This is a genomic window from Tabrizicola sp. (assembly GCF_030373185.1).
In the GTDB taxonomy this organism is placed as follows: Bacteria; Pseudomonadota; Alphaproteobacteria; order Rhodobacterales; family Rhodobacteraceae; genus Tabrizicola.
The window spans coordinates 210507-231834 of sequence record NZ_JAUCZH010000001.1 but is presented as its reverse complement, the minus strand read 5'-3'; the positions used below and the strand labels follow the sequence as shown (position 1 = coordinate 231834).

The 21328-nt window shown below is 63.6% G+C and carries 18 protein-coding genes; 13 read left to right on the top strand and 5 right to left on the bottom strand.

Annotation, left to right across the window (positions count from 1 at the left end; translation table 11 throughout):
- The first annotated feature begins 159 nt into the window (after positions 1 to 159).
- The 7 genes from QUV21_RS01130 to lexA all read left to right on the top strand — a co-directional run bounded on the left by QUV21_RS01130 (position 160) and on the right by lexA (position 6601).
- The gene (locus tag QUV21_RS01130) at positions 160 to 1575 is read left to right on the top strand and encodes a mannose-1-phosphate guanylyltransferase/mannose-6-phosphate isomerase (protein WP_300853452.1); all 1416 of its coding nucleotides are present in this window, start codon (positions 160 to 162) and stop codon (positions 1573 to 1575) included.
- A 170-nt stretch (positions 1576 to 1745) separates the two neighbouring features.
- Positions 1746 to 2333, top strand: a complete 588-nt coding sequence (locus QUV21_RS01125; RefSeq protein WP_300852565.1) for an aminodeoxychorismate/anthranilate synthase component II — start codon at positions 1746 to 1748, stop codon at positions 2331 to 2333.
- Positions 2330 to 3343, top strand: coding sequence for an anthranilate phosphoribosyltransferase (trpD, locus tag QUV21_RS01120; RefSeq protein ID WP_300852563.1), 1014 nt, complete (start codon positions 2330 to 2332; stop codon positions 3341 to 3343). Before QUV21_RS01125 ends, trpD begins: the two co-directional genes overlap by 4 nt.
- A gap of 11 nt (positions 3344 to 3354) precedes the next feature.
- Positions 3355 to 4167, top strand: coding sequence for an indole-3-glycerol phosphate synthase TrpC (gene trpC / locus QUV21_RS01115; protein ID WP_300852561.1), 813 nt, complete (start codon positions 3355 to 3357; stop codon positions 4165 to 4167).
- Positions 4164 to 4655: a cyclic pyranopterin monophosphate synthase MoaC gene (moaC, locus tag QUV21_RS01110; RefSeq protein WP_300852560.1), complete on the top strand. Its 492-nt coding sequence runs from the start codon at positions 4164 to 4166 to the stop codon at positions 4653 to 4655. The genes trpC and moaC overlap by 4 nt, the downstream gene beginning before the upstream one ends.
- On the top strand, positions 4655 to 5836 hold the full coding sequence (locus tag QUV21_RS01105) for a molybdopterin molybdotransferase MoeA (protein WP_300852558.1): 1182 nt from the start codon (positions 4655 to 4657) through the stop codon (positions 5834 to 5836). Before moaC ends, QUV21_RS01105 begins: the two co-directional genes overlap by 1 nt.
- Positions 5837 to 5914: 78 nt before the next feature.
- Positions 5915 to 6601, top strand: coding sequence for a transcriptional repressor LexA (lexA, locus tag QUV21_RS01100; protein ID WP_300852557.1), 687 nt, complete (start codon positions 5915 to 5917; stop codon positions 6599 to 6601).
- Here lexA and QUV21_RS01095 read toward each other — a convergent pair.
- Complete coding sequence (locus tag QUV21_RS01095) at positions 6595 to 8700, bottom strand: ComEC/Rec2 family competence protein (RefSeq protein WP_300852555.1); 2106 nt, start codon at positions 8698 to 8700, stop codon at positions 6595 to 6597. The two genes, lexA and QUV21_RS01095, sit on opposite strands and share 7 nt — an antisense overlap.
- Positions 8701 to 8783: 83 nt before the next feature.
- Between QUV21_RS01095 and gltX the strand changes: the two genes are divergently transcribed.
- Positions 8784 to 10214, top strand: a complete 1431-nt coding sequence (gene gltX / locus QUV21_RS01090) for a glutamate--tRNA ligase (protein ID WP_300852553.1) — start codon at positions 8784 to 8786, stop codon at positions 10212 to 10214.
- Positions 10215 to 10311: 97 nt separating this feature from the next.
- Positions 10312 to 11601: a citrate synthase gene (locus tag QUV21_RS01085; RefSeq protein WP_300852551.1), complete on the top strand. Its 1290-nt coding sequence runs from the start codon at positions 10312 to 10314 to the stop codon at positions 11599 to 11601.
- A gap of 41 nt (positions 11602 to 11642) precedes the next feature.
- Here the strand turns inward: QUV21_RS01085 and aguB are convergent, their stop codons facing one another.
- The 3 genes from aguB to QUV21_RS01070 all read right to left on the bottom strand — a co-directional run bounded on the left by aguB (position 11643) and on the right by QUV21_RS01070 (position 15325).
- A complete protein-coding gene (aguB, locus tag QUV21_RS01080; protein ID WP_300852549.1) occupies positions 11643 to 12515 on the bottom strand; it encodes an N-carbamoylputrescine amidase in 873 nt (290 codons plus the stop codon).
- Between the two features lie 81 nt (positions 12516 to 12596).
- Positions 12597 to 13559, bottom strand: a complete 963-nt coding sequence (locus QUV21_RS01075) for a DUF2235 domain-containing protein (RefSeq protein ID WP_366907332.1) — start codon at positions 13557 to 13559, stop codon at positions 12597 to 12599.
- 620 nt (positions 13560 to 14179) lie between these two features.
- Positions 14180 to 15325 carry a type III PLP-dependent enzyme gene (locus QUV21_RS01070; RefSeq protein ID WP_300852547.1) on the bottom strand — a complete coding sequence of 382 codons (1146 nt, stop codon included), beginning with the start codon at positions 15323 to 15325 and terminating at the stop codon, positions 14180 to 14182.
- A 214-nt stretch (positions 15326 to 15539) separates the two neighbouring features.
- Between QUV21_RS01070 and QUV21_RS01065 the strand changes: the two genes are divergently transcribed.
- The gene (locus tag QUV21_RS01065) at positions 15540 to 15971 is read left to right on the top strand and encodes an Lrp/AsnC family transcriptional regulator (RefSeq protein WP_300852545.1); all 432 of its coding nucleotides are present in this window, start codon (positions 15540 to 15542) and stop codon (positions 15969 to 15971) included.
- Between the two features lie 46 nt (positions 15972 to 16017).
- On the opposite strand, the gene QUV21_RS01060 is transcribed toward QUV21_RS01065, so the two are convergent.
- Entirely contained in the window at positions 16018 to 16644 is a 627-nt protein-coding gene (locus QUV21_RS01060) for a TetR/AcrR family transcriptional regulator (protein WP_300852543.1), read from the bottom strand.
- 95 nt (positions 16645 to 16739) lie between these two features.
- Here QUV21_RS01060 and QUV21_RS01055 point away from each other — a divergent pair, with 95 nt between their 5' ends.
- The 3 genes from QUV21_RS01055 to QUV21_RS01045 all read left to right on the top strand — a co-directional run bounded on the left by QUV21_RS01055 (position 16740) and on the right by QUV21_RS01045 (position 21210).
- Complete coding sequence (locus QUV21_RS01055) at positions 16740 to 17186, top strand: ABA4-like family protein (RefSeq protein ID WP_300852542.1); 447 nt, start codon at positions 16740 to 16742, stop codon at positions 17184 to 17186.
- Entirely contained in the window at positions 17183 to 18019 is an 837-nt protein-coding gene (locus QUV21_RS01050) for a hypothetical protein (protein WP_300852540.1), read from the top strand. The genes QUV21_RS01055 and QUV21_RS01050 overlap by 4 nt, the downstream gene beginning before the upstream one ends.
- Before the next feature lie 74 nt (positions 18020 to 18093).
- On the top strand, positions 18094 to 21210 hold the full coding sequence (locus QUV21_RS01045) for a valine--tRNA ligase (RefSeq protein WP_300852539.1): 3117 nt from the start codon (positions 18094 to 18096) through the stop codon (positions 21208 to 21210).
- The last annotated feature ends 118 nt before the right edge of the window (positions 21211 to 21328 follow it).

Here is a 21328-nt window from a genome sequence, read left to right as displayed (position 1 = left end):
GCCGTTTACCAGTTGGTAACCTTGTCTGCCCAGACTGGGCCGCGGTCGGGTAGCGTGTGACGGGGTGGAGGCGACATGGACGGCAACCTGCGGGACGACCATGCCGACATAGGACAGGCTGAGGTCGGACGAACTGATGCCAGCGCCACGGACCTTGGGCTGATCACCCCGGTGCTGCTTGCCGGGGGGGCCGGGACGCGGCTTTGGCCAGCGTCCCGCGCGCGAATGCCAAAGCAGTTTGTCCCTCTGATCGGCGAAGATTGCCTGTTTCAGGCTGCGGCCCGGCGTTTTGAGGCGGCAGGCTTTGCTGCACCCATTGTGGTGACCGCGGAAGCCTTCCGTTTCATCGTGACCGAGCAGTTGAACGCGGTGCGCATCACGCCTCAGGCCGTGCTGATCGAACCGGCGGCGCGCAATACCGCCCCGGCGGCGATTGCGGCGGCGCTGCTGCTGGCGCGGACGACCCCGGATGCGCTGATGTTGCTGACCCCGACCGATCACCTGATCGCCGACGCCGCCGCCTTTCGCACGGCGGTCGAAACCGGAGCAGGGGCGGCCCGTGATGGCCGTATCGTCACCTTCGGCATCGGCCCCACCCATGCCGAAACCGGCTATGGCTGGCTGGAATGTGGGGCGATCAGCCATCCCGGGGTCCGCAGCCTGACCCGTTTCACCGAAAAACCCCCGGTCGAGGTTGCCGAGGCTTTGCTTGCCAACCCTGATTGCCTGTGGAACGCCGGGGTTTTCCTGTTGCGCGCCGATGTGCTGATCGCCGCGGCAAGCTTGCATGCGCCGGCGATTGTGGTCGCCGCCAAGGCCGCCCTTGAGGCCGCGACCCATGACCTTGGTTTCGTGCGGCTGGACCCTGCCGCCTGGGACGGGATTGCTGCGATCTCGATCGACCATGCGATCATGGAAAAGGCGGATGGGCTTTCGGTTGTCCGCTTTGATGGCCGCTGGACCGATCTGGGCTCCTGGGCTGCCGTTTTTGCCGAGGCGGGGCGCGATGCCTCCGGGACGGCCCTGCAAGGCAATGCAACGGCGCTTGGCTGCGAAAACACGCTTCTGCGGTCGGATCATGACGGGGTGGAACTGGTCGGGATCGGGCTGAAGAATGTGATTGCCGTTGCCACGCGCGATGCGGTGCTGGTGGCGGATGCCGGGTCGGCCCAGTCGGTGCGGCTGGCGGTTGATGCGCTGAAGGCGCGGGGCGCGCCACAGGCCACTGGCTTTGCGCGCGAACACCGGCCCTGGGGCTGCTATGAAACCATCGGTGCGGGGGACCGCTTTCAGGTCAAGCGCATCCATGTCCATCCCGGCGCGGCGCTGTCGCTGCAATCACATCTGCACCGGGCCGAACACTGGATCGTGGTGCAGGGAACGGCCCGGGTGACGGTGGGCGAAACGGTCAGCCTGATTTCGGAAAACCAGTCGATCTATGTGCCATTGGGCGCGATTCACCGGCTGGAAAACCCCGGCCTTGTGCCGATGATCCTGATCGAGGTGCAGACCGGCGCCTATCTGGGGGAAGACGATATCATCCGCTACGAAGACCGCTACGCCCGGGTGCCGTGACACCTTAGGCCTTTGGGGCGCCAAAAGGGCGGGATTTGCAGGGGGAACCTTGCTGAATCCAGCGCTGGATACTGGCCCTCGATCCATGATCGGCCATACTGTCCTGCGGTTTACACCGCCCCCGGCATGCGCGATAACAGCCCCAACCCCGCCCCAACGGTTGCCGCGCCATGCTCCTACTGATCGACAACTACGACAGCTTTACCTACAACCTTGTCCATTATCTGGGCGAGCTTGGCGCCGATGTCGTGGTCAGGCGCAATGACGCGCTTGAAGTGCAGGATGTGATCGCCATGCGGCCCGAGGTGATCGTGCTGTCCCCCGGCCCTTGTGACCCTGCGGCGGCTGGCATCTGCCTGCCGCTGACCAAGGCCGCCGCCGTGGCAGATATCCCGCTTCTGGGCGTCTGCCTTGGCCACCAGACCATTGGCGAGGCGTTTGGCGGCAGGGTCGTGCGCTGCCACGAGATCGTGCATGGCAAGATGGGCAACATGTTTCATGCGGGCAAAGGGGTGTTTCGCGGCCTGCCCTCGCCGTTTCAGGCCACGCGGTATCACAGCCTGGTGGTTGACCGCGAAAGCCTGCCTGCGGACCTGGAAATCACGGCCTGGCTTGAAGATGGCACCATCATGGGTCTGCGCCACAAGCACCACCTGATCGAAGGCGTGCAGTTTCATCCCGAAAGCATCGCCTCGCAGCACGGCCACCAGCTTTTGCGCAACTTCCTTGATGAAGCCCGCGCCCGGGTTCCGGCATGAGCGAGACGCTGAAACCCCTGATCGGCATCGCCGCCACCCGCCCGCTGACCCGCGCCGAGGCCGAGGCCGCGTTCGAGGCTTTGTTCGAGGGCGAAGGCACGCCTGCCCAGATGGGGGGGTTCCTGATGGCCCTGCGCACAAGGGGCGAGACGGTGGATGAATACGCCGCCGCCGCCAGCGTCATGCGGGCGAAATGCAACCCGGTGAAGGCTCCCGAAGGGGCGATGGATATCGTCGGCACCGGGGGGGATGGCAAAGGCACGCTGAACATCTCGACCGCGACGGCCTTTGTCGTGGCCGGGGCGGGGGTCGTCGTGGCCAAGCACGGCAACCGCAACCTGTCTTCCAAATCCGGTGCGGCGGATGCGCTGACGGAAATGGGGCTGAACGTCATGGTCGGACCTGACGTGGTGGAACGCTGCCTGTCGGAGGCCGGGATCGGCTTCATGATGGCCCCGATGCATCACCCTGCCATCCGTCATGTCATGCCGGTGCGGGCCGAACTAGGCACCCGGACGATTTTCAACATCCTTGGGCCGCTGACCAACCCTGCCGGGGTGAAACGCCAGCTGACCGGGGCGTTTTCCGACGCGATGATCCGGCCGATGGCGGAAACGCTGCTGGCGCTCGGGTCGGAAAAGGCGTGGCTGGTGCATGGGTCGGACGGGACCGATGAAATCTCGATCGCCGGGGCAACGAAGGTGGCCGCCGTCGAGGCGGGTGCCGTGCGCGAGTTCACCTTGCACCCCGAGGACGCCGGGCTTTCCCCCCATCCGTTCGAGGCCATACTCGGCGGCTCTCCAGCAGAAAATGCCGCCGCCTTCCGTGCCTTGCTGGACGGTGCCGCCGGGGCATACCGTGACGCCGTTCTCCTGAACTCTGCTGCGGCACTGGTTGTTGCGGACCATGTCGCCAACCTTGCCGAAGGCGTGGAACAAGCCCGCGCGTCGATCGATTCCGGCGCTGCCCGCGCCAAGGTCGAGGCGCTTCGTCGCCTGACCAACGCCTGAGAGGGGCCAGGATGAGCACGATTCTCGACCGCATCAAAGCCTACAAGCTTGAGGAAGTGGCGAAAGCCAAGGCCGCAACGCCGCTGGCCGATCTGGAAGCCGCCGCCCGCGAGGCCCCTGCCCCGCGGGGTTTTGCCCGCGCGCTGCGCGACGCGGCGCACACCGGCTATGGGTTGATTGCCGAGATCAAGAAGGCCAGCCCGTCGAAAGGCCTTATCCGCCCCGATTTCGACCCGCCGGAACTGGCCCGCGCCTATCAGGCCGGAGGGGCGACCTGCCTTTCGGTCCTGACCGATGGGCCTTCGTTTCAGGGCGCGGATGAATTTCTGGTGGCCGCGCATGATGCGGTGACGCTGCCCTGCCTGCGCAAGGATTTCCTTTACGATCCGTGGCAGGTGACACAATCCCGCGCGCTGAACGCCGATTGCGTCCTGTTGATCATGGCTTCGCTTGAAGATGCGCAAGCCGCCGAACTTGAAGCTTCCGCCGTCGAGCTTGGCATGGATGTGCTGATCGAGGTGCATGACGAGGTAGAGCTGGACCGTGCCGCCCTGCTCAAATCCCCACTGATCGGCATCAACAACCGCAACCTCCATTCGTTTGAGGTCACGCTGGACACCACCCGCCGTCTGGCACGGCGTGTGCCGGAAGACCGGCTGATCATCGCGGAAAGCGGGCTTTATACGCCCGACGATCTGGCGGATCTTGCCCAATACGGCGCGCGTTGTTTCCTGATCGGGGAAAGCCTGATGCGGCAACCTGATGTCGAGGCCGCAACCCGCGCGATCCTGTCGCGCCCCCTGACTGCACAGGGTGGGCTGTGACGCGCCCGGCAAAACCTGAACTGTCGCATTTCGACGACCGGGGTCAGGCGCATATGGTCGATGTCTCGGACAAGCCTGTTACCGACCGGCTTGCGGTGGCCGAAGGCGTGGTGCGGATGACTGCCGAAACGCTGGCGCTGATCACCGAAGGCCGGGCAAAGAAGGGCGATGTGCTGTCTGTCGCCCGTCTGGCGGGGATCATGGCGGCCAAGAAGACCGCCGACCTGATCCCGCTGTGCCACCCCCTGCCGATCACCAAGGTTGCGCTGGAACTGACGCCCGATGCCGACCTGCCCGGCATCCGAATTGCGGCCACCGTCAAGACCTCGGGCCAGACCGGGGTCGAGATGGAGGCGCTGACCGCCGTGTCGGTCGCGGCGCTGACGGTCTATGACATGGTCAAGGCAGTGGAAAAGTCGATGGTGATCGACGGCATACGTCTTGTGCTGAAAGATGGCGGAAAATCAGGCCGTTACGAGGTGAAGTGATGATCTCGGTCGAAGAGGCGCTTGGCCATTGCATCGCCCTGTCCGCACCGCTTCCAAGCGAATCCGTGCCGTTGGCCTCGGCCGCTGGCCGCTGGATGTGCGCGCCCGCCGTGGCCCGGCGCGACCAGCCACCCTTTGCCGCCTCGGCGATGGATGGATATGCCGTGCAGGGGAATCCCGGCCCCGGTGACAGTTTTTCCGTCATCGGCGAGGCGGGAGCGGGGCATGCTTTCGCGGGGACTGTCGGGCCGGGTGAAGCGGTGCGCATCTTCACCGGCGCGCCGATCCCCGAAGGGGCGACGCGTGTGATCATTCAGGAAGATGTTGACCGCGACGGCCCCCCTGACGGCCCCCGTATCACCTTGCGTCCGGGTTCGGACAAAGGTCCGCATATCCGCCCGCAAGGCCAGGATTTCCGCGCCCGCGACAGCCTTCCCCCCCGCCGTCTGCGCCCGGCCGACCTTGCGCTGCTGGCCGCGATGAACATTCCCACCGTCACCGTGACCCGTCGCCCGGTGGTGGCCCTTGTCGCCACGGGCGATGAGCTGGTGATGCCGGGCGAAGACCCGCGCCCGGATCAGATCATCGCCTCCAACAGCTTTGCGCTGAAAGCGATGGTCGAGGCCGAGGGCGGCGAGGCCCGGCTTCTGCCCATCGCGCGCGACACCGAGGCCGAACTTGCAACCGTCCTGTCCCTTGCCTCCGATGCCGATCTGATCGTGACCATCGGCGGGGCCTCGGTTGGCGATCATGATCTTGTCGGGCGGGTGGCCGGGCTGGATCATGCCTTCTGGAAGCTGGCATTGCGGCCCGGCAAGCCGCTGATGGCCGGGCGGCTCAACGGGGTGGCGATGCTGGGCCTGCCCGGAAACCCGGTTTCAGCCATTATCTGTGGCCACCTTTTCCTGTTGCCGATGGTGCGCGCGATGCTGGGCCAGCCTGACCCTGCCCCACAGCCCCGCGCTGCCCGGCTTGCGCTTGATCTGCCCGCCAATGGCCCGCGCGCCCATTACATGCGCGCGCGGTTGACCCTTGCGGACGGGTTGCCCGTGATCACGCCTTTCGACCGGCAGGATTCGGCGCTTCTGTCCATTCTGGGCGAGGCAAATGCCCTTCTGATCCGCCCGGTGAATGATGGCCCAAGGGCGGCTGGTGAGACGGTTCCCTTTCTGGCGCTATAGGGCGACGGCGAAAAGGCTTGACACAAACCGGGAACACGGGCAGAACATTGCGTTAACAGAATGGTGCAGGGGCCGGGCATGCTGACACGCAAGCAGTTGGAACTTCTCGACTTCATCAAGCAACGCATGGACCGTGACGGTGTTCCACCATCGTTTGACGAAATGAAGGATGCGCTGGACCTGCGGTCCAAGTCCGGCATCCACCGGCTGATCACGGCGCTGGAAGAACGCGGCTTCATCCGCCGTCTTGCCCACCGCGCCCGGGCGCTTGAAATCATCAAGCTGCCCGAAGCGATGGAAAAGCCCGGCTTCACCCCACGGGTGATTGCGGGCGACCGTGCCGATCCCCCGCGCGGCGCGCTGGAGGTGTCGAGCATCCATGCGCTTGAACTGCCTGTGATGGGCCGCATTGCCGCCGGTGTACCGATCGAAGCGATTTCCGAAGTGTCGCATCATGTCACCGTTCCGGGTTCCATGCTGTCGGGCAAGGGCCAGCATTACGCGCTGGAGGTGAAGGGTGACTCCATGATCGAAGCCGGGATCAACGATGGGGACATCGTGGTCATCCGGGAACAGGCCACTGCGGAAAATGGCGATATCGTGGTTGCGCTGGTCGAAGACCATGAGGCGACGCTGAAGCGCTTTCGCCGCCGTGGCAACATGATTGCGCTGGAGGCCGCGAACCCGGCCTATGAAACGCGGGTTTTCCCCGATCATCTGGTCAAGGTTCAAGGGCGGCTTGTCGGCCTGATCCGCAGCTATTGATCCGCAGCAAGGTCCGTCGGGATGGTCAGCACACCCGCCAGGTCCGCCTTCTGCGAACGGGGTGACCATATCCTGCGACCGACCCGGGTCTGTTCGATCCTGATTCCATCGTGATGGTCGCGGAACGCAAGGGGGCCGGTGCGCGCAAGCAGTTTCTGGTCGATCAGCCGGCAACCTTCTGGCACCGGGTCAGCCACTTCGGCAAGGATCACCAAGGCGCCACTGGCACAAGCGGGGCCAAGCAAGGATGCGGCGCCCTTTCCTGACAAGGCGACGGCTTTGCTGCCCCCCACATCAAACCAACGCTCACCCTTTGGCCCCGTAAAGCCATCCCGCGCGGCAGCGAGTTTCTGGCTTGCCAGATCACCATCGTTCTCCAACCAGCTTTCCGCCGAAAATCCGCCGCCCGTGGCCGCCGAAAGCACCCTGCCCTCTGGCCCGGCCAGGCCGACCAGCTTGCCATCGCCCGATATCAGCAGCAGCGGCCGCTCCGCCAGAATCCAAAGACCCAAGGCGACGAGAACCGGCACCAGCCCCGCAGCCTGTATCCAGCCCCGCCACAGGATAAGCCAGATCGCCCCCAGCGTCAGCAGCGGCAAGACCAAAGGCCCCGGCGCGGGGATCGCGGTGACCGAACCGTCGAGCCCGGCAATCCAGTGGGCCACGAACAAGGTCCAGCGCGCGCCCTGCTCCATCACCCAAAGCGGCAGCGCCGCAAGTCCGAAGGGTGCCAGAAGCGCGGCCATCGCCCCCCCCGGCATGATCAGGGCGCCCATGACCGGCACAGTCAGAAGGTTCGCCAGAAGACCATAATCGGTGAAGCGGTTGAAATGCGCGGCGGCATAGGGGGCCGTTGCCAAGCCGCCGATCAGCGAGCTTAGAAACAGCGTGAAAACCGGCATCACCCAGCGCGGCAGACGCTGGCGGTAGATGCTGCCCTCCAACGCTGCAAAGCCGACAATCAGCGCGATCGTGGCAGCGAAGGACATCTGGAACCCCGGGTCCATCAGGCTTTCCGGCTTGTAAAGCAGCAAGACGATCCCGGCCACCGCGACGGACCGCAGCGTCAGCGCACGACGATCCAGCAAGATTGCCCCCAGAAACACCGCAATCATGATGAAGGCGCGTTCCGTCGCCACATTGGCCCCGGACAAAAGCAGGTAGAACGCCGCCACCCCAAGGCTGACCAGCGCCGCCACCTTCTTGGTGTTCAACCGCAAGGCGACCCAAGGCACCAGCGCCAGCCCGTAGCGGAAGAGGGCGAAGACGAAGGCCGTCAGGAAGGCCATGTTCATCCCCGATATTGCAAGGATATGCGCCAGAGAGCTGTCGCGCAGCGCCTGCACCGTCTCTTCGGTGATTGCGGACCTGTCCCCCGTCATGGCCCCTGCGGCAAAGGCACCTGCCTGCCCGTCCATCCGCGCCAGCATCGCCTGGGTTATGTGGCGGCGCAGCCGGTCGATCGGCAGGGCGGCACCCGAAGGTTCCTCCAGCAGCAGGACCGGCGTCCGGGTATAGCCGACCGCGCCGAGTCCGTTGAAAAAGGCCATGCGACGAAAGTCGAACGTCCCCGGTTCGACCGGGCCTTCGGGTGCGGCGAGGCTGGCGGTCAGGATCACGACCTGCCCTGGTGAGGGTTCCAGCCATGGCTGATCGGCCTGCAACGACACCCGCACCTTTTCCGGGGTCCGGGCTGGCGGCACCTCGCGCAGAACCACCCGGTCCAGCGTCAGCCGCAGCGCATCAGATTGCGACCGGTCGATCCAGATGATCCGCCCTTCCACCGGGCCGTAGTAGCGGAAATCCAGCGTCGGGGCAGCAACGGCATGCGCCCGCACCCCGGCCGCCAGCCACCCGGCGGCCAAGGCGGCCAGCACGATCACCAGCGGGCGCAAAGCCTCGGGTCCGCGCAACCACAGCGGCACCGCAGCGGCGATGAGCACCAAGGCCACGGCGTAAGAACCTGGGCCGGGCTCATTGGGCATGGCAAACCACAGGCCGACCCCGCAGCCGATCAGCACCGCAATCCACGGGAACAGCCCCGCCCGCGCCGGGCGCAGCAGCGACGTGTCTGCGTCTGCCTGGCCAGAGATCGCCACCTTGTCTCGCCCTTCGCGATTGCCTAAGACCCTGGAAGCCTAAGCGTCGCTTGGTTTCCAAAAGGTTAATGCCGCAAATGCCGATGTCCGCCGATACCCCCCCCGCACGTTCTGACGCACGCCCTGTCGTCACCCGCTTTGCCCCGTCTCCGACCGGGTATCTGCATATTGGCGGGGGTCGGACGGCGCTGTTCAACTGGCTTTATGCACGCGGGCGGGGCGGCAGGTTCCTGCTGCGGATCGAAGATACCGACCGGGAACGGTCCACCCCCGAAGCCACCGCCGCAATCCTGCGCGGGTTGACCTGGCTGGGGCTGGATTGGGATGGCGAGGTCGTCAGCCAGTTCGAACGCCGTGACCGTCACGCCGAGGTGGCCCATCAGATGCTTGCGCGGGGAACGGCCTACAAGTGCTATTCCACTCAAGAGGAAATCGCCGCCTTCCGGACGGCAGAGGAAGCAGCCGGGCGTTATCCGGTGTTTCTGTCGCCCTGGCGGGACGCTGATCCTTCTACCCACCCCGACGCGCCCTTCTCGATCCGCATGAAGGCCCCCCGTAGCGGTGAAACCGTGATCGAGGATCGGGTGCAGGGCCGCGTGGTGATCAGGAACGAAACGCTGGACGACATGATTGTCCTGCGGTCAGACGGGACGCCGACCTATATGCTGGCCGTGGTCGTGGATGATCATGACATGGGCGTGACCCATGTCATTCGCGGCGACGATCACCTGAACAACGCCGCCCGGCAGCAGATGGTCTATGACGCCATGGGCTGGGAGATCCCGGTCTGGGCGCATATTCCACTGATTCACGGTCCGGACGGCAAGAAGCTTTCAAAGCGCCATGGCGCGACCGGGGTCGAGGAATATCAGGCGATGGGCTACCCGGCGGCGGGAATGCGCAACTATCTGACGCGGCTTGGCTGGGCGAAGGGGGATGCAGAAATATTCACCAGCGCCGAGGCCATGCAGATGTTCGACCTTGACGGAATCGGTCGGGCGCCGGCCCGGCTGGATTTCAAGAAGCTGGAAAACACCTGCGGTCATCACATGGCCATGGCCGACGATGCTGCGCTGCTGCATGAATTGATCGCCTATATGGCAGCCTCGGGTCGCACGCCCCTGACACCAGCGCAGTCAGTCCTGATGCAGAAGGCCCTGCCCTTCTTGAAGAAGTCTGCGAAGACATTCCCGGAGTTTCTTGAAAAAGCGTCGTTTATCATGGTCAGTCGCCCCATCAGGGCTGATGAGCAATCAGCCGCAAGCCTTGATACGGTATCCCGTGGTATACTGAAATCATTGACGCCGCGCCTGCAAAGTGCTAGCTGGACGAAAGAGGCTCTGGAGCCCATCCTGACGCAAGCGGCGGCCGAGAACGGCCTTGGCTTCGGCAAGCTGGCCGCCCCGCTTCGGGCGGCTATCGCGGGTAAAAGTGTCACACCAAGCGTCTATGACATGATGCTCGTCATCGGTCAGGATGAAACTGTCGCAAGGCTGAAGGACGCGTCTGACTGATCCGCGCCCCCCGGTCTTGAAGCCGCACCGAGGCAGGTGCAGGATAGCCTAGGGCCGCCCCTGCCACGGGAGGCCCTGCCACACCGGGGAAGAAGACATGTCGGACAAAGTCGCTAAGCTGAGCCTTGACGGGAAGACCTATGATCTGCCCGTTCACAAACCCACGGTCGGGCCTGACGTGCTCGACATTCGCAAGCTTTATGGCGAGGCGGATGTCTTCACCTATGACCCGGGCTTCACCTCGACCGCCGCCTGCGAAAGTGCCATCACCTATATCGACGGTGACAAGGGTGAACTGCTGTACCGGGGCTTTCCGATCGAACAGCTGGCCGAAAAATCGAGCCATCTCGAAGTCTGCTACCTGTTGCTTTACGGCGAACTGCCAAGCAAGGCGCAACTGGCCGATTTCACCAACCGGGTGACCAATCACACGATGGTGCATGAACAGATGCACTATTTCTTCCGCGGCTTCCGCCGTGACGCGCATCCGATGGCAACGATGGTTGGTGTGGTCGGCGCCATGGCCGCCTTCTACCACGATTCGACCGACATCAACGATCCCTGGCAACGCGAGGTTGCCGCGATCCGGATGATCGCGAAGCTGCCCACGATCGCCTCGATGGCCTACAAGTATTCGGTCGGCCAGCCCTTCGTCTATCCAAGGAACAGCCTGTCTTACGCCGGCAACTTCCTGCAGATGTGCTTTGCCGTTCCGGCCGAGGATTATGTGGTCAACCCGATCCTTGAAAAGGCGATGGACCGGATCATGATGCTGCACGCAGATCATGAACAGAACGCCTCGACCTCGACCGTGCGTCTGGCAGGATCGTCGGGTGCCAACCCCTTCGCCTGCATCGCTGCCGGTATCGCCTGTCTCTGGGGTCCGGCCCATGGCGGGGCGAACCAGGCCTGCCTTGAGATGCTGAAGGAAATCGGATCGGTTGACCGGATCCCCGAATTCATCGCCAAGGCCAAGGACAAGAATTCGGGCTTCCGCCTGATGGGCTTTGGCCACCGGGTCTACAAGAATTTCGATCCCCGCGCGAAGGTGATGAAGGAATCCGCCGACGAGGTGCTGGGGCTTCTGGGCGTGGACAACAACCCGCTCTTGCAAGTCGCCAAGGAGTTGGAACGGATCGCGTTGGAAGACGAATATTTCGTCTCGAAGAAGCTTTATCCGAACGTCGATTTCTATTCCGGCATCATCCTTGAAGCGATGGGCTTCCCGACCTCGATGTTCACGCCGATCTTCGCAATCTCGCGCACCGTCGGCTGGATCAGCCAGTGGAAAGAGATGATCGCCGACAAGAACCAGAAGATCGGTCGTCCGCGTCAGCTTTATATCGGCCCGGCGCAGCGCGACTATGTGGACTTGCGCCACCGTTAAGCGGCAACCCCAGGAATTTTCGACGAAAATTCCTGGGGCTATTACCTCAAACCATCAAGCGTGTTTACCACGCCGTAAAGGTCTGTCCTCCGGTCGCGGAACAGACCCCAGCTGGCCCGAAAATCCGCGACTGCCTTCAGGTCAAAGCGGTGGACCAGCACCTCTTCCGTCGTGCGGCTGGCCTTTGCCAGAAGTTGCCCGGTGTGGTCCGAGATGAAGGACGACCCATAGAAGGTGACCTCGCGCCCGTCAGGGGCCACCTCAAGCCCGATCCGGTTTGACGCGATCACCGGCATGATGTTTGCCGCCGCATGGCCGCGCATCACCATTTCCCAATGCGGCTGGCTGTCATATCCGGGCGCGGGGGGCTCTGATCCAATGGCGGTGGGATAAAGCAGCATCTCGGCCCCCATCAGCGCCATCGACCGCGCACATTCGGGGAACCACTGGTCCCAGCAGATGCCGACGCCGATCCGCCCGAAACCTGTCTCCCAGACCCGAAAGCCGGTATCGCCGGGCGAGAAATAGTATTTCTCCTCGTATCCCAGGCCTTGGGGGATGTGGCTTTTGCGGTAGATGCCCAGCACACCGCCATCGGCGTCGACCATGGCGACCGAGTTGAAGAACGCCGGCCCCGCTCGTTCAAAGAAGCTGACCGGCAGGACCACACCCAGTTCGCGCGCGAGGGCGGCAAAGCGGGCGATCAGCGGGTGGTCCTTGGCGGGCAGGGCCAGTTCGAAATAGCGGGGATGCTGTTCAATGCAGAAATAAGGGGCGGCAAACAGTTCCTGCACCAGCACGATGTTTGCGCCCTGCCCCGCGGCCTGCCGCACCAGCGCCTCGGCGCGGTCGGCGTTGGCGGGCAGATCCCAAGTGCAGGCGAACTGGGTTGCGGCGACGGTTACGGTGGTCATGAGTTGCCCCTGTATCGAAAGCGGGGGTTTTCCACCCCCGCACCCCCGGAGAGTATTTCCGAAAAGAGCAAGACTGAAGCGCTATTCGGCCGGAAGCCCGGGTGGCCAGCGCCCGGCGGCTGACTTGACGGCTGTAGGATGCAACTGTTCCGATCGGTCACGACCGATCACCCGTCTGCGGCGCAGCAGGAAGGCCTTGCCCCAGCTTCGCCAGGTTCCAACCATCGGCGCGCCGGGATCGCAAGGAAAGCGCGTCCGCCAACCGTCAGGCAGCGAGAGCCCCAGCGCCTCGGCGCGTTCCAGCATCCAGGTCAGGGGAATGTTGGCAAGGGGCCGGGCCGCAACAAGACCGCCGATCTGACCACCGATATCGCCGTGGGCGCCCCGGAACCAGACCTGTTCCACATTGCCCTCCCAGCCTGCCGGGCAGGTCCAAAGGACGGGTGCGAAAGCCTGCCGGGTTTCATCCAGCGCCAGCGCGTGAAAACCGTGGCGGATCTTCGCACCAAGCTGGTGGTTGTGATAGGCGTGCCGGTCGGGGGAAAACGCCCAGAGAAGCGGCAGGCGCAGACCCAGCGCCTTGACCGTATCCCAAACACCAACCATCTCGATCTCGGTCGCCGGGTGGCAGTAGTTGCGCTGAAACGCCATGGCCGACGGGCTGTCTGGTGCGCGTTCATAGTGGCGCCAGGCCAGCGTGACCATCCGCTCGGTTGCGCAATCGTGTCGTATCAACCCGATCCGGTCCAGAAGCCCTGCAAGCGAGCGCACCGCGAAGGCCCCGCGCGAATAGCCGAACAGGAAGATCCGGTCGCCGTCGCGGTAGCCAGAGGCCAACCAGCCATAGGCCCGGCGGATCTGGGGGGCGACCCCCCGGCCTTCAAGGATTGCCACCCCGCGCAGCCAGCCTTCCCATTGCATCCCCGGCTCATAGTAAAGCCGCAGGTTCGCGCGCGGCCCCATCTCGTGCAACAAGCCGAACAGCAAGCCCGCGTTGCCTTCATGGCCCTGCTTCAACGACGACATTGTACCGTCAAGGATCACCACATGATCCACCCTGCCGCGCACCCGGCCCGGTTCGGGCGGGGCAGCCGGCTCTGTCGTGATCTCTGGTCCACGACGAAAGTAACTTCGGATGCGGTCAAGAAGTCGCGTGGTCGGCCCTCCCTGTCCATGCCCGGTACCGGCTGTGCGTGAAAGGCGTGCCCGGTAAGGTCAGGCCAACGACGGTCAGCGCGTCGCGGACCGCCGTGGACAGCGCACAGAACGCACAGCAGGACGCGGCGATGCTGGCGCGCTTCGTGTTCAAGGGGTTTCTCTGGGATGCGCATTTCCGCCGGGTCGCCGAGCAGGCCATCTGATCTTCATACTCCAGGTTCACAAGGTGACCGTGTACGTTGATATATATACCATATATAAAATGTTTCATTGGCCAGGTGTTCGCCGCGATCAGCGCAGTTGATGCAGCAACCCGCCGCACCCGGCCACACAACAAGGCCAGCGTCCCAGTCAAGCCAGAGGCGCTGCCGCCCTGCCCGCGCGGCGTGCAAGGCCGGGTAATGCCGAACGTCAGTCGTTCCATCGGAACCCTCCGGCCCCAAACGCTAAACGCCCGGCGGGAAATGTCCAGCCGGGCGCTTTGATTTCACGTGATTGCTCAGGCTTTACAGTTTCAGGCCCAGGACGGTTGCCATTTGCAGTTCACCAAAACCATTGAAGCGGGTGTTGGTGACAGTGGAGTAGGATCCCATCCCCTGCCAGATCACGAAATCACCTTCGGCCATGTCGGACGGCAGGAGGATTTCCCCCGGAAGCCGGTCAACCGAATCGCAGGTCGGACCAAAGACGATCCGCGGCACGGGTTCGCCGGTCCGCTTGACGCCTTCCGGCGAAAGCACCTCGATCCGGTCGATCACGCCGATCATCGGCAGTTCGGTCAACGACCCGTAAACCCCGTCGTTCAGAAACACATGGCTTCCGTCGCGCAGCGCCTTGACCCGGGCTGCCAGCGCGAAGGCGTCGCCACACAGCGCCCGGCCCGGCTCACACACCAGAAGCGGGCGGTTGTCGCCGAAAGCCTCGGTCGTCACCCGGTCGATCAGGGCGAAGGTTTCCTCGATCTGCGGCAGGATCGCCGACATCCGGTGGCTGGGAAAGCCGCCGCCCACGTTCAGCCGGGCGATGGTCACGCCGGCGTTGCGGGCGATTTCGGCACCCTCGCGGATATAGGCCTCCCAAGCGTGGGGGTCGGTGCATTGCGTGCCGGGGTGGAATGTCAGCGATGGAATGAAACCAGCCGCAGCAACGTCCTTCAAAAGCTCGACCGCCAGTTCGACAGTGGCACCGAATTTCGCGCCAAAGTTATAGGCGGCACCGGCCACCGGCAGTTTGTAGCGGACCGAGATTTCGGTTCCGTCAACCGGCACCATCTCAATCAACTTGGCAAGTTCTGATTTTGAATCAACGCTGTAGCTTTTGACGCCCTTGGCGACTGCATAGGCAATCTCGTGGCGCGCACGCACCGGGTTGTTGTAGTGGATAGCCGCATCCGGGGCCAGACGGCGGATCAGGTCAATCTCGAACGGCGAGGCGCAGTCATAGCCCCGGATCCCGGCCGCAGCGAGGTTTTCGACCATCGCCTCACCCGGGTTCGACTTCACGGCATAGGTGACCATGCCCGGAAACCCGTCAATGAACCGCCGCGCCGCCGCTTGGGCTGCGGAAGGTGCAAAGAACAGCACCGGGTTTTCCGGCTGCTGGTTGCGCAGGTATTCGGTCGGATTGGTCCAGATCGTCTTGGAAAGTCCCATCGGCGTTTTTCCTTTTGCCAACAAGACGCTTCGCCCTTCCCCGTGCAGCTATGGGACTGGGCACCAGCGTGGTTTCAAGTGAACCAGGCCAGGTGCGTATGAGCCGCCCTTTTCCTGCAATCGAGGATGGCTCATATGCTGTACAAACTCACCGAACAAAACTGTATAAATGTGGCGAATGATCGTTATAATGACGAAAAGGCTGGCAGATTGAATGGACGAACTGGATCGCAACATCCTTGGGCTGCTTGGTGCCGATGCGCGGATGTCGGTGGCTACCCTGTCACGGCGGCTGAAGGTCGCCCGGTCGACGATTCAGGCTCGGCTTGAACGGCTGGAAACCAGCGGCGTCATTGCCGGCTACACGCTGAAATTGGGGGAAGGCGCGCGGGAAGGACGGCTGCGGGCTTCCGTCCTGCTGACCATCGAGCCGAGGTCGCAGGCCGCCGTCCTGACCCGCCTCAGATCCATTGCCGAGGTGGAGCGGGTATTCACCACTTCTGGTCGCTTTGATTTTCTGTTGCAGGTGGCCTGCCCCAACACCCAGGTGCTGGATCAGGTGCTGGACCAGATAGGCGCAATGACTGGCGTTCGAGCTTCTGAAAGCCTTATTCACCTTTCAACCAAGATTGATCGGGCCGTTTGACTGTATAAACCAAAAATATCAGGCGTTTTTCCTGAAGCGTTTACAGTCAGGCGTCTGGAAGAATTCGGCGGATGATCCCGGAGATCATGGCATCGCGCGCCGCAACCGGCAGCGATCCCATGCTCTTCAGGCGCCCGGCCGCCAAGAGGTCGGCCAGTCCGTGCGAAATGGCCCAGGCCGCCGCTTCATCCGCCGTTGACCGCCCCCCGGTCGCCATCACCTGATCAACCAGATGCTGATAGGCCGCCCGAGCGGCCTGCCCCAGATCGGCATCCGAAAAATCCGGTCGTTCCGACTGCCAGAGAAGCCGAAACAGCGCCGGCCGGGCGATGGCGAAATCGACATAGCCAAGCCCCGCCGCTACGATCTGTGATGCGGGGTCCGCTTCTGCCACCGCCTCCCGAGCCGCCTGCGCCGCCAGAAATTCACGGAATCCTTCCGCCGCGAGAGCTGTCAACAGCCCCTGGACATCACCGAAATGATGCGCCGGGGCGGCGTGGCTTACGCCGGCACGTTTGGCTACGGATCGCAGCGAGAACCCCTCCATGCCGCGTTCTGCCAGTTCCTGCTCTGCCGCCACCAGAAGTGCTGCCCGCAAATCACCGTGGTGATAGGGCCGCGCAGGGACGGGCAATGGGGACGGGGTGCGAAGCCGAGGGGGATCATTGCTCATGGAGTTGAAATACCGCCCGATCTTTTCACTGTCAAAATTTTCCTTGACAGGTGGGGCGACGCCCTTATCCTTACACTGTCAAGATAGGAGGGCAGATGTCACTCGACCCCCACACCCTCTTTCAGCTTTCCGGCCCGCTGGCCATCATGGGCTGGCTGGCGCTTGGCTTTGCCCCGCTTGCACCGCGATTTGCCGAGGCCCTCGCCGCCCTTGTGATTCCGCTGCTTCTGTCGCTCGGCTATTGCGCGCTGATCCTCGTCCATTGGGCCGATGCGCCTGGCGGATTCGATTCGCTGGTCAATGTCATGGCGCTGTTCACCAACCCCGCCGTCGCCCTTGCGGGCTGGGTCCATTACCTTGCCTTCGACCTTCTCGTCGGCGCGTGGATCACCCGCACCGCACGGGCCGAGGGGATTAGCCACCTCTTGATCCTGCCGTGCCTTGTGCTGACCTTCCTGTTCGGCCCGGCAGGTTTCCTTGCCTTCACCGCATTGCGAGCCAGCTTTGCCGCCCGGACCCGCATGACGAAAGCCTTCGCATGACCCCTGCCCTTGCCAGCCCCCGCACCAACCTGCCCTCGTTGCGGCGCATGGGCAGCGACGCACCGGCCTTTACGGTGCTGGCGATGCTGCTGGCGCTTGGGCTGGTGCCACTTTATGCCGCCATGGCGCTGGATACCCGGGTATTCCAGGGTGAAAGCCCATGGATGAAGCCGGTGAAGTTCCACTATGCGCTGGTCTTCTACACCGTCTCACTCGCGTTCTTTGCCCGCTTCATGCCCGAGGCTACCCGGCAGGGACGCCCGTGGCGCTGGTTCAGCGCGGCGGTCGTGGCGGCGATTGCGGCCGAGGTGATCTGGCTTGCCGGCGCGGCAATGCTGAACACCGCCTCGCATTTCAACACCGAGGAGCCATTCCTTGCCGCGATCTATCCGCTGATGGGGATAATCGCTGTGCTTCTCACCTCGGCCAGTCTGGTGATGGGGATTTCCGTCTGGCGCAACCGCTCAACCGGCCTTGCCCCGGCGTTGCATCTGGCGGTGGCCCTTGGGCTGGTGCTGACTTTCCTTCTGACAGTCCCGGTCGCCGGGCATCTTGCGGGCGCAGGAGGCCATTTCGTCGGCAACTCCACGCGGGAGCTGTGGCTTCTGGGCTGGTCGCGCGATGCCGGGGATCTGCGGGTTGCCCATTTCCTTGCTACCCATGCGTTGCACTTCATCCCGGTGGCCGGCCTGGTCGCGGTGTGGGCGATCCCCGCACAAGCCAGCCGCGCGGTCTGGCTGGCCGCAGCGCTGTTCGTCGCTCTGGTCGGGCTTACCTTCGTGCAAGCGCTGCAAGGTTGGCCCTTCCTGCCCTTCCTGCCCTTCCTGGGGTGATCCGGCGGCTGATGCGCCTTTTCCTTGGGCGTCCCGCGCGCTAAACAGCGCACGACAGGACAGGGATGCCGCAGATGCCGATGGAAAAGACCTTCAATGCCCAGGAAGCCGAGGCCCGGATTTCGAAGACCTGGCTTGATGCCAAGGCTTTCGCCGCCGGGGCAAACGCCAAGCCGGGCCACCCTGCCTTTTCCATCATGATCCCGCCGCCGAACGTGACGGGCAGCCTGCACATGGGCCATGCCTTCAACAACACGTTGCAGGACATCCTGACCCGCTGGCACCGGATGCGCGGTGACGACACGCTTTGGCAACCCGGCACCGACCACGCCGGGATTGCCACCCAGATGGTGACCGAACGTGACATGCTGGTGCATCAGGAACCCGACCGCCGCACGATGGGGCGGGAACGGTTTCTGGCCCGCGTCTGGCAGCAAAAGCAAAAGTCGCGCGGCACGATCATCGGCCAGTTGCAGCGACTGGGCGCAAGCTGCGACTGGGACCGTGAGGCTTTCACCATGTCCGGCGCGCCGGGTGCGCCAACGGGTGAGGAGGGCAACTTCCACGACGCGGTGATCAAGGTCTTCGTTGATCTTTACAACAAGGGCCTGATCTATCGCGGCAAGCGGCTGGTGAACTGGGATCCGCATTTCGAGACCGCGATTTCCGATCTTGAGGTGGAAAACACCGAAGTTCCCGGCCACATGTGGCACTTCAAATACCCGCTCGCAGGCGGGGAAACCTATGAATATATCGAGAAGGACGCCGAGGGCCGCATCACCCTGCGCGAAACCCGCGATTACATCTCCATAGCCACGACACGGCCAGAAACCATGCTGGGCGACGGGGCTGTCGCGGTTCATCCATCTGACGAACGCTATGCGCCAATCGTCGGGAAACTATGCGAAATTCCTGTGGGGCCGAAGGAACACCGCCGCCTGATCCCGATCATCACCGACGAATACCCCGACCCAGGTTTCGGTTCAGGCGCGGTCAAGATCACCGGCGCGCATGACTTCAACGACTACGCCGTCGCCAAGCGCGCCGACATTCCCTGCTACCGCCTGCTGGACACCCGCGCCCAGTTGCGCGCCGATGGTGCGCCCTATGCCGAAGCGGCCGCCATCGCCATGGCTGTCGCGCGCGGTGAGGCCGCCCTGACCGAGGCCGAGGTGGATGCAATCAACCTTGTTCCCGACGAGTTGCGCGGGCTTGACCGCTATGACGCCCGCAAGCGCGTGTTCGAAGCGATCACCGACGAAGGGCTGGCCGTCACGGTCCTGAAGAAATCCATCGACAAGGAAACCGGCGCGGAACACCTGGAACGGGTGCCTTTCGTCGAGTCCAAACCGATCATGCAGCCCTTCGGCGACCGGTCGAAAGTGGTGATCGAGCCGATGCTGACCGACCAGTGGTTCGTTGACACCGCCAAGATCGTGGAACCCGCGCTGGATGCGGTGCGCTCCGGCCGCACCAAGATCATCCCGCCCTCGGGCGAGAAGACCTATTATCACTGGCTGGAAAACATCGAACCCTGGTGCATCTCGCGCCAGCTGTGGTGGGGGCATCAGATCCCGGTCTGGTATGGTCTCGATCTGGCCGCGCCCGGCTTTGCCGACGACGAAGGCGATGGCGCGCTGGACCCTGTCGAGATGCTGCGCCTCTTGGGCGATGGCGGTCTTGTGACGCGCGACGCGCTTTTCCAATGTGCGGCTGATTTCACCGGCGTTGCCGACGGCTTCCGTGACAACCTTGCAGCACTTCCGGTGCCGCTCAATCAGGCCCGCGTGATCGAGGTTGCAGACCGCGCGGCGGCGGTGGAACTGCTTGCCACGTCGCTTGCCGAATATGAAGTCAAGCAAGACCCGACGCAGCTTGTCTACCCGGTTTGGCGCGACCCCGACGTTCTGGACACATGGTTCTCGTCCGGTCTCTGGCCCATCGGCACGCTTGGCTGGCCCGAACCCACGCCGGAGCTGGCAAGATACTTCCCCACCTCGGTCCTTGTGACCGGGCAGGATATCCTGTTCTTCTGGGTCGCCCGGATGATGATGATGCAGCTGGCCGTGGTGGAGGACATTCCGTTCCACACCGTCTATCTGCACGGCCTTGTCCGCGACGCCAAGGGCAAGAAGATGTCGAAATCCCTTGGCAACGTCATCGACCCGTTGGAGATCATCGACGAATACGGCGCCGATGCGCTGCGGTTCGCCAATGCCGCGATGGCCTCGCTTGGGGGCGTCCTGAAGCTCGATACCCAGCGCATCGCGGGCTACCGCAACTTTGGCACAAAGCTTTGGAACGCCTGCCGCTTTGCCGAGATGAACGGCGTTTGGGACGGCCACGCGACCGGCCCCGCGCCCACTCCGAACGCCACCGCGAACAAGTGGATCATCGGCGAGACCGCGAAGACCTTGGCCGAGGTAGACGAGGCCTTGGAGGCCTTCCGTTTCGACACCGCCGCCGACGCGCTTTACAAGTTCGTCTGGGGCAAGGTCTGCGACTGGTATGTCGAGTTTGCCAAACCCCTGTTCGACGGCCCCGACGCTGCCGAGACCCGCGCGACGATGGCTTGGGTACTTGACCAGTCGATGATCCTTCTCCACCCCTTCATGCCCTTCATCACCGAAGAGCTGTGGGCAACGACGGGCAAGCGCGAAAAACTGCTGGTCCACACCGAGTGGCCAGAGCTGCCCGCCACCCTGATCGACCGCGCGGCGGAGGCCGAGATGTCCTTCGTCACCACGCTTATTGACGACATCCGCTCGGCCCGCGCGCAAGTGCATGTGCCAGTGGGCCTGAAAGCCGACCTTGTGGCCACCAGCCTGACCGAAGACGCCCGCAACGCCTTCCAGCGCAACGAAGTGCTGATCAAGCGCCTTGCCCGGATCGATCAGGTCACCGAAGGCGCGGCCCCCAAAGGCTCGGTCGCAGTTGCGGCGGAAGGGGCGGCGTTTGCGATCCCGCTTCAGGGCCTGATCGACATTGCCGAGGAAAAATCCCGTCTGCAAAAGGCGTTGGAGAAGCTGGGCAAGGAAATCGGCGGGCTGAAAGGTCGGCTCGACAACCCGAACTTTGCCAAATCCGCCCCCGAGGATGTGGTGAACGAGGCGCAGTCGAACCTTGAAGCACGGCAGGATGAAGCGGCCAAGATCAAGGTCGCCCTCGCACGGCTGGCCGATCTTGATTGAACCTTGGGCCAGATTACCCCGGTCTTGCCGGGGATATCTGGCCAAGGGCCATTCTGTGCGTCAGACTGGAATGACGCCCTTTGTCGAAGCGGCTTTGCGCGCCCCTTGCGCGGCTGGC